The sequence below is a fragment of the Burkholderia sp. E168m23 genome, assembly GCF_016586125.1.
GTDB classification, from domain to species: Bacteria; Pseudomonadota; Gammaproteobacteria; order Burkholderiales; family Burkholderiaceae; genus Burkholderia; species Burkholderia orbicola.
In genome coordinates, this window is the sequence record NZ_BCPP01000218.1 from 1 (window position 1) to 8,185 (window position 8,185).

Genomic DNA, 8,185 nt, shown 5'->3' on the forward strand with positions numbered 1-8,185 from the left:
ACGATCACGCAGCCGTTCGGCGGCAGCTTCCCGCGCTGGCGCGGCAACACGACGCTCGACTGGAACTATCGCAAGTTCGATGCGGCGCTGACGTGGCAGTTCACGGGCCCGTACGCGCAGAACCTGCTGGCGGAGCCGCCGAAGGTCGGTTCGTACAGCCAGTTCAACCTGATGTTGACGTACACGGGCTTCAAGAACTGGACGATCTACGGCGGCATCGACAACATCTTCAACCGCACGCCGCCGTACGATCCGATCTTCGCGAACGGCACGCTGAGCCAGAGCGGGTACGACACGTCGGTGTATTCGTATATCGGCCGCTTCGCGCAGGTTGGCGCGACGTACAAGTTCTGACGCCGACACGCGCAAGACCGAACTGCTTGGACAGGCCGCTCCACGTCCACTACCCCTAATTCGGAGCGGCCTTTTTTTAACCAGGCGCGATGACGGTACTGCCGGGTTCGACCGGCATCGACGACGTATGAATCGGCAGGCATTGATCGCGCGCGGGCATCGGGCCGGCACGCTACCGGGTTGATTGAACATGAGACTGTTGAAATGGCGACGGATACACGCACTGTTCGCATGCGTGGTGCTGATCGCATACGCCGCGGTCATGCCGCAAGCCGCGCGCGCGGTGCCGGCCATCGCGCAATATGACCAGCCGAAATACCCGCCGGGCTTCACGCATTTCGATTATGCGGACCCGCAGGCGCCGGATACCGGCACGCTCAACTTCGAAAACTACGACGAAGCACAGAGCTACGACTCGCTGAACCCGTTTCTGACCCGCGGCTCGCCCGCGCCGGACATCAAGAACCTGATGTTCGACACGCTGATGCAGCGCAGCTGGGATGAACTCGCGTCCGAATACGCGCTGATCGCCGACGACGTCGAGGTCGCGCCGGATCGACTGTCCGCGACGTTCCACATCAATCCGGCCGCGCGCTTCTCGAACGGCGACGCAATCACCGCGGCTGACATCAAGTATTCGTTCGATACGCTGACGAGCCCGCAGGCGTCGCCGCTGTACAACGCGCAATTCTCGATCATCAAGCGCGCGGTGGTCGTCGACAGCCACACGATCCGCTTCGAATTCAAGCACGCGGAGCGCGACGCCGCGCTGATCGCAGGCGACCTGCCGGTGTTCTCGCCGAAGTGGGGGCAGCGCGCGGACGGTACGCGGCCGGCGTTCGACCAGATCGCGAACGAGCCGCCGATCGCGAGCGGCGCGTACCTGATCGAGCAGCGCAGGAACGACAAGCAGATCGCGTACGTGCGCAACCCGCACTACTGGGCCGCGAATCTGCCGTCGCGGCGCGGGATGTTCCGTTTCGCGCGCGTGTCGTTCAAGCTGTACCTCGACCAGTACACGGCGCTCGAGGCGTTCAAGGCCGGCGATGTCGACGCGCGGATGGAGTACAGCTCGACGCAGTGGGCGCGCAAGTACGTCGGCAAGAATTTCAGCAACGGCATGCTGAAGAAGGGGGAATTCCCGGACGGCCCCGCGCAGATGCAGGGTTTCCTGATGAACCTGCGCAAGCCGATGTTCCAGGACGTGCGCGTGCGGCATGCGCTCGCGCTGGCGTTCGACTTCGACTGGATGAGCCGGATGATGTTCTACGGACAGTACCGCCGCACCAACAGCTTCTGGGACGCGAGCCCGTTCGCCGCGTCCGGCATGCCGAGCGCGAAGGAGCTCGCGCTGCTCGAACCGTACCGCTCGACGCTGCCGCCGGAGGTGTTCGGGCCGATGGTCAAGCAGCCGTCGACGCTGCCGCCGGGCTCGCTGCGCGCGAACCTCAGGCAAGCGCGCGACTTGCTCGCGCAGGCCGGCTGGCACTATCGCGACGGCGCGCTGCGCGACGCGAACGGCACGCCGATGACGATCGAGATCATCGACGACCAGCCCGGCATGGATCGCCTGATCCTGCCGTACACGCAAGCGCTCGCGACGCTCGGCATCCATGCGTACCTGCACGAGATCGACAGCGCGCTCTACCAGAAGCGGCTCGACAATTTCGAGTACGACATGACGACGTATATCTACTCGCCCGTGACGATCCCCGGCGCGGAGCTGACGCGCCGTTTCGGCAGCGCGGCTGCCTCGCAGCCCGGCTCGGAGAACTATCCGGGCGTGAAGTCGAAAGCCGTCGATGCGCTGATCCGCGCGGCGCTCGCGGCGAATACGCTCGACGATCTCGAGACGGCCACGCACGCCCTTGATCGCGTGCTGATCAATCTGTACGTACTGGTCCCGCAGTACTACATGCCGAACGCGCGGATCGCGTACAAGACGACGCTCGGCCATCCGGCGGTCGTGCCGGCTTCCTATCAGTACGAGGACTGGATCGTCGACTACTGGTACGGGAAGCGGCCGGCGGTCCAACCCGCTCCGGCGGCCTGACGGAGAACAACCATGCTGGCATACATACTCAGGCGCCTGCTGTTGATGATCCCGACGCTGATCGGCGTCGTGACGATCACGTTCGCGGTCACGCAGTTCGTGCCGGGCGGCCCGGTCGAGCAGGTGCTCGCGCAATTGCGCCACGGCAGCACGCGCGGCGGGGAGGCGGGCGGAAGTGGAGGCGGCTACCACGGCAGCCAGGGTGTCGACCCGCAGCAGATCGAGCAGATCCGCAAGCAGTTCGGCTTCGACAAGCCGCCGCTCGAACGCTACGTGCTGATGCTGAAAAGCTATGCGACGTTCGACCTCGGCCAGTCCTACTTCGCGCACCGCAGCGTGTGGGCGGTAATCCGCTCGAAGCTGCCGGTGTCGATCACGCTCGGGCTTTGGACGGTGATCCTCACGTATCTCGTGTCGGTGCCGCTCGGCATCGCGAAGGCGGTGCGCAACGGTTCGCGGTTCGACACCGTGACGAGCGTGCTGGTGCTGACCGGGTACGCGGTGCCGGGCTTCGTGCTCGGCGTGCTGCTACTGATGCTGTTCGGCGGCGGCACGTTCTGGCAGGTGTTTCCGATGCGCGGGCTCACGTCGGACAACTTCGACGACCTGACGCTGATCGGCAAGACGCTCGACTATCTGTGGCACATGGTGATGCCGGTCACCGCGTCGGTGATCGGCAATTTCGCGATCGTCACGATCCTGACGAAGAACACGTTCCTCGACGAAATCGGCCGGCAATACGTGCTGACCGCGCGCGCGAAAGGGGCGCCGGAGCGCGACGTGCTGTGGAAGCACGTGCTGCGCAATGCGGCGATCCCGCTGCTCACCGGGTTGCCGGCCGCGTTCGTCGGTGCCTTCCTGAACGGCAACCTGCTGATCGAGACGCTGTTCTCGCTCGACGGGATGGGGCAACTGTCGTACGACTCGGTGATCCGCCGCGACTATCCGGTCGTGCTCGGCTCGCTGTTCCTGTTCACCCTGATCGGTCTGCTGACCAAGCTTATCGCGGATATCTGCTATGTCCTCGTCGACCCCCGTATCCAGTTCAGCCGCCTGGACCACTGATCCAGCGTGCGCGCCGTCGCCGTCGCCGTGGCGGCGCACGTGGCAGCGCTTTCGTGCGCAGCCGCTCGGCTATGCAAGCCTCGCGATCTTCGCGACGCTGTTCGTGCTCAGCCTGTGTGCCGACGGCCTGTCGAACGATCGGCCGCTGCTCGTGCGCTACGACGGGCACTATTACTTTCCGATCGTGAAGGACTATCCGGAGACCGAGTTCGGCGGCGACTTTCCGGCGAAGACCAACTATCTCGACCCGTACATTCGCGCGAAGCTCGAGGCAGGCGGCAATTTCGCGATCTATCCGCCGAATCGTTACCGCTACGACACGATCGACTATTTCGCATCGCGGCCGTATCCGGCGCCGCCGTCGGCGAGCAACTGGCTAGGCACCGACCAGTTCGGGCGGGACGTGCTCGCGCGACTGCTGTACGGGTTCCGGCTGTCGGTGCTGATGGCGTTCGCGCTGACCGTGTCGGGGGTGCTGGTCGGCGTGCTGACCGGCGCGCTGCAGGGCTTCTACGGCGGCCGCACCGACCTGATCGGGCAGCGCTTGATCGAGATCTGGAGTGCGTTGCCGGACCTGTACCTCTTGATCATCTTCGCATCGATCTTCACGCCTTCGCTGTGGTTGCTGTTCATCCTGCTGTCGATGTTCGGCTGGCTCGTGCTGTCTGATTACGTGCGCGCGGAGTTCCTGCGCAACCGCGCGCTCGACTACGTGAAGGCCGCACGCACGATGGGACTGTCGAACTGGCAGATCATGTGGCGGCACGTGCTGCCGAACAGCCTGACGCCGGTGATCACGTTCCTGCCGTTCCGGATGAGCGCGGCGATCCTGTCGCTGACGAGCCTCGACTTCCTTGGCCTCGGCGTGCAGCCGCCGACGCCGAGCCTCGGCGAACTGCTGCAGGAAGGCAAGAACTACCTCGACGCGTGGTGGATCTCGATCTCCGCGTTCGCGGCGCTCGTCATCACGCTGTTGCTGCTGACCTTCATGGGCGACGCGCTGCGCAACGCGCTCGACACGCGCTCGCGCGGCTCGGCATTCGGCGGGGAGCGATGATGGCGAATGCGTTGCTTCAGATCGACGGGTTTTCGGCGCGCTTCGGTACGAAGGCGGCCGTGCAGGACCTGAGCCTGTCGGTCGGCCGCGGCGAGCGCGTGGCGCTCGTCGGCGAATCGGGGTCGGGCAAGAGCGTGACGGCGCTGTCGATCCTGCGCCTCGCGCAGCAGGCGACGCTGTCGGGACGGATGCTGTTCGACGGCGAGGACCTGCTCGCGAAGACCGAACGGCAGATGCGCGGGATTCGCGGCGCCGACATCGCGATGGTGTTCCAGGAACCGATGACGGCGCTGAATCCGCTGTATACGATCGGTAAGCAGATCGCCGAGAGCCTGCGGCTGCACGAGGGGCTGCGGCCGGGCGATGCGCGCGAGCGGGGGATCGCGCTGCTGCGGCGCACCGGGATTCCGGAGCCGGAACGGCGCATCGACAGCTTTCCGCATCAGTTGTCGGGTGGGCAGCGGCAGCGCGCGATGATCGCGATGGCGCTGGCATGCCGGCCGCGGCTATTGCTGGCCGACGAGCCGACGACGGCGCTCGACGTGACGGTGCGCCAGCAGATCGTCGATCTGCTGATCGAACTGCAGGAGCAGGAGGCGGCCGCGCGCGGGATGGCCGTGCTGCTGATCACGCACGACCTGAATCTCGTGCGGCGTTTTGCGCAGCGCGTGGCCGTGATGGAGCAGGGCGTGCTCGTGGAGACGAACACGACCGACGCGCTGTTCGCCGCGCCGCAGCACGCCTATACGCGCCGGCTGCTCGACAGCGCCCCGCAGCGGGACGTCGAGCCGGTCGCGGCCGGCGCGCAGACGATTCTCGACGTGCAGGACCTCGCCGTCGATTACCGCATCGCGGCGAAGGGCTGGCGCGCGGTGCTCGGCAAGACGACGTTCCGCGCCGTGCACGATGTGAAGTTGAATCTGAGGCGCGGCGAAACGCTGGGAATCGTCGGCGAATCGGGCTCGGGGAAATCGACGCTGGCGGCGACGGTGCTCGGCTTGCAGCGGCCGGCCGCGGGCTCGATCGAAATCGACGGCATGCCGCTGGACGCGCTGCGGACGACGGGCGGCAGGCGCGCGCTGTACGGCAGGATGCAGGTCGTGTTCCAGGATCCGTTCGGCTCGCTGTCGCCGCGGATGACGGTCGAGCAGATCGTCGGCGAGGGGCTCGCCGTGCACCGGCCGCAGGTAGCCGGCGCCGCGCGGCGCGCGCGGGTCGCCGCGCTGCTGCAGGAGGTCGGCCTGCCGGCCGAAGCGATGCTTCGCTATCCGCACGAATTTTCCGGCGGCCAGCGCCAGCGCATCGCGATCGCGCGCGCGCTGGCGGTGGAGCCGGAGCTGCTGGTGCTGGACGAGCCGACGAGCGCGCTCGACGTGTCGATCCAGAAGCAGGTGCTGAATCTGCTGACGAATCTGCAAAAGAAGTACGAGCTGAGCTACCTGTTCATCACGCACGATCTCGCGGTGATGCGTGCAATGGCCCACCGGGTCGTGGTGATGAAGGCGGGGCGGGTAGTCGAGGAGGGCGATACGCTCGACGTGCTGCATGCGCCGTCCCATCCGTATACACGCGCGCTGCTCGCGTCGTCGATGCTGGCTCCGGTGCGCGGCACACAAGAGAGAACCGATGATTGACGTGAACCGGGCGAAGTACGCCCAGGTCGCCCAAACGCCGTGCGGCGCCGACGGGGATGCCGTTCCGCGGTCCCGCGCCGAAACGCCGGCGGTTCGCTGACGCATGCCGATGCCATCGTTCTTCATCGATCGTCCCGTCTTTGCGTGGATCGTTGCGCTCGCAATCGTCGTCGCGGGCGTGCTCGCCATTCCGCAGCTTCCGATCGCGCAGTATCCGCGGCTTGCGCCGCCGCGGGTCGTGATCACGGCCGCGTATCCGGGCGCGTCGACCGAGACGGTCGACGGCGAGGTCGGCAGCATCATCGAGGAAAGCCTCGACGGCGCCGACGGGCTTCTGTATTACGCGACGAGCAGCGACGGTCACGGCAATCTCGAGATCGACGTCACGTTTTCGCCCGGCACCGATCCGGACATCGCGCTCGTCGACGTGAACAACCGGCTGAAGCAGGTCGAGCCGCGGTTGCCGCAGCAGGTCGTTCAGCAGGGGATCGGCGTATTCAAGGCAGCGAACACGTTCCTGATGCTCGTCACGCTGACGTCGACCGACGGCACGCGCGATTCCGCGCAACTCGGCGATTACCTGAACCGCTACGTGCTGCGCGAACTGAAGCGTGCGCCGGGCGTCGGCGCGGCCGAGCTGTGGGACGCCGGCGAGGCGCTGCGGGTCTGGCTCGATCCGAACAAATTGCGTGAATACGACCTCGGCGCCGACGACGTGATCGCGGCGATCGGCGTGCAGAACGCGACGGTGACGGCCGGTGCGATCGGCGATGCGCCGTTCGAGCGCGGCCAGCAGCTCACCGCGACGATCGTCGTCAAGGGACAGCTGACGTCGCCGGAGGAGTTCGGCCGGATCGTGCTGAAGTCGAAGCAGGACGGTTCGGTGGTGCGCGTCGCCGACGTCGCGCGTGTCGAAATCGGCCGCGACGATTATTCGTTCTATTCGCGGCTGAACGGCCGCCCGGCGGCCACCGTCGGCATTCAGCTCGGCCCGCGCGGCAACGCGCTCGAAACGTCGAACGCGATCCGTGCGCGGCTTGCCGAACTGTCGAGGGTATTGCCGCCGGGCGTGGCGATGGAGATTCCGTTCGATGGCGCCCATTTCGTGACGATCGCGATCCGGGAGGTCGTGCTGACGCTCGTCGAGGCGGTCGTGCTGGTGTTTTGCGTGATGTGGCTGTTCCTGCGCGATCTGCGTTACACGCTGGTGCCGACCGTCGTGATTCCCGTCACGCTGATGGGTGCGTTCGTCGCGATGTGGGCGTTCGGACTGTCGATCAACGTGTTCACGATGTTCGGTCTCGTGCTGGCGATCGGCATCCTTGTCGACGATGCGATCGTCGTCGTCGAGAGCGTGCACCGGGTGATGGAGGAGGGCGTGTCGCCGCGCGACGCCACGCGCCGCGCAATGAAGCGGATCGGCGGTGCGATCGTCGGGGTGACCGCGGTGCTGACCGCCGTATTCGTGCCGATGGCGTTTTTTCCGGGCGCCGTCGGCGGCATCTACCGGCAGTTCGCGGTGGCGATGATCGCATCGATGCTGGTGTCGTCGTTCATGGCGCTGTCGCTCACGCCCGCGCTGTGCGCGAACCTGCTGAAGCCGGTCGCGCGACACGACGGCGGAATCGGCCGCGCGCGGCGACGTGGCATCGGCACGCATCTGGCCGACTGCTTCGGTGCGTCCTTCGCGCGCGTCGAATCCGGTTATCGCCGTCTCGCCGTGTTCGCCGTGCGCCGCACCGGCATGGTCGTGGCGGTCTACGCGGCGCTCGTGATCGCATGCGGGCTGCTGTACTGGATGATGCCGGGCGGCTTCCTGCCGACCGAGGACCAGGGGCAACTGCAGGTGATGATCCAGTTGCCGGCGGGCGCCACGCAGGCGCGCACGCTCGCGGTCGTCGAGCGTGTCGAGGCGATCCTGCGCGCGGAGCCGGCGATCGCGAACGTGACGAGCGTGATCGGCTGGAGTTTCGCGGGCAGCGGGCAGAACGTCGGGATGGCATTCGTGGAGCTGAAGGACTG

General features: G+C 66.4%; 6 protein-coding genes. All 6 read left to right on the forward strand.

What is annotated here, in order from left to right:
- Positions 1-354, forward strand: a 354-nt coding sequence (locus tag JMF90_RS13670) for a TonB-dependent receptor domain-containing protein (protein WP_201325161.1), incomplete at its 5' end; no start/stop codon positions are given.
- Between the two features lie 190 nt (positions 355-544).
- Complete coding sequence (locus JMF90_RS13675) at positions 545-2,407, forward strand: extracellular solute-binding protein (RefSeq protein WP_125380661.1); 1,863 nt, start codon at positions 545-547, stop codon at positions 2,405-2,407.
- A gap of 12 nt (positions 2,408-2,419) precedes the next feature.
- Positions 2,420-3,472: a microcin C ABC transporter permease YejB gene (locus JMF90_RS13680; protein ID WP_125380662.1), complete on the forward strand. Its 1,053-nt coding sequence runs from the start codon at positions 2,420-2,422 to the stop codon at positions 3,470-3,472.
- Positions 3,426-4,529, forward strand: coding sequence for an ABC transporter permease (locus JMF90_RS13685; protein WP_054927851.1), 1,104 nt, complete (start codon positions 3,426-3,428; stop codon positions 4,527-4,529). The genes JMF90_RS13680 and JMF90_RS13685 overlap by 47 nt, the downstream gene beginning before the upstream one ends.
- On the forward strand, positions 4,529-6,163 hold the full coding sequence (locus JMF90_RS13690) for an ABC transporter ATP-binding protein (RefSeq protein ID WP_201316946.1): 1,635 nt from the start codon (positions 4,529-4,531) through the stop codon (positions 6,161-6,163). Before JMF90_RS13685 ends, JMF90_RS13690 begins: the two co-directional genes overlap by 1 nt.
- A 109-nt stretch (positions 6,164-6,272) precedes the next feature.
- Positions 6,273-8,185 (forward strand): efflux RND transporter permease subunit (locus JMF90_RS13695; protein WP_201325162.1); only part of this gene is annotated, 1,913 nt, incomplete at its 3' end.

Coding starts and splice junctions, on each gene's coding strand:
- JMF90_RS13675 (WP_125380661.1), top strand. CDS start 545: ATGAGACTGTTGAAATGGCGACGGATACACGCACTGTTCGCATGCGTG.
- JMF90_RS13680 (WP_125380662.1), top strand. CDS start 2,420: ATGCTGGCATACATACTCAGGCGCCTGCTGTTGATGATCCCGACGCTG.
- JMF90_RS13685 (WP_054927851.1), top strand. CDS start 3,426: ATGTCCTCGTCGACCCCCGTATCCAGTTCAGCCGCCTGGACCACTGAT.
- JMF90_RS13690 (WP_201316946.1), top strand. CDS start 4,529: ATGGCGAATGCGTTGCTTCAGATCGACGGGTTTTCGGCGCGCTTCGGT.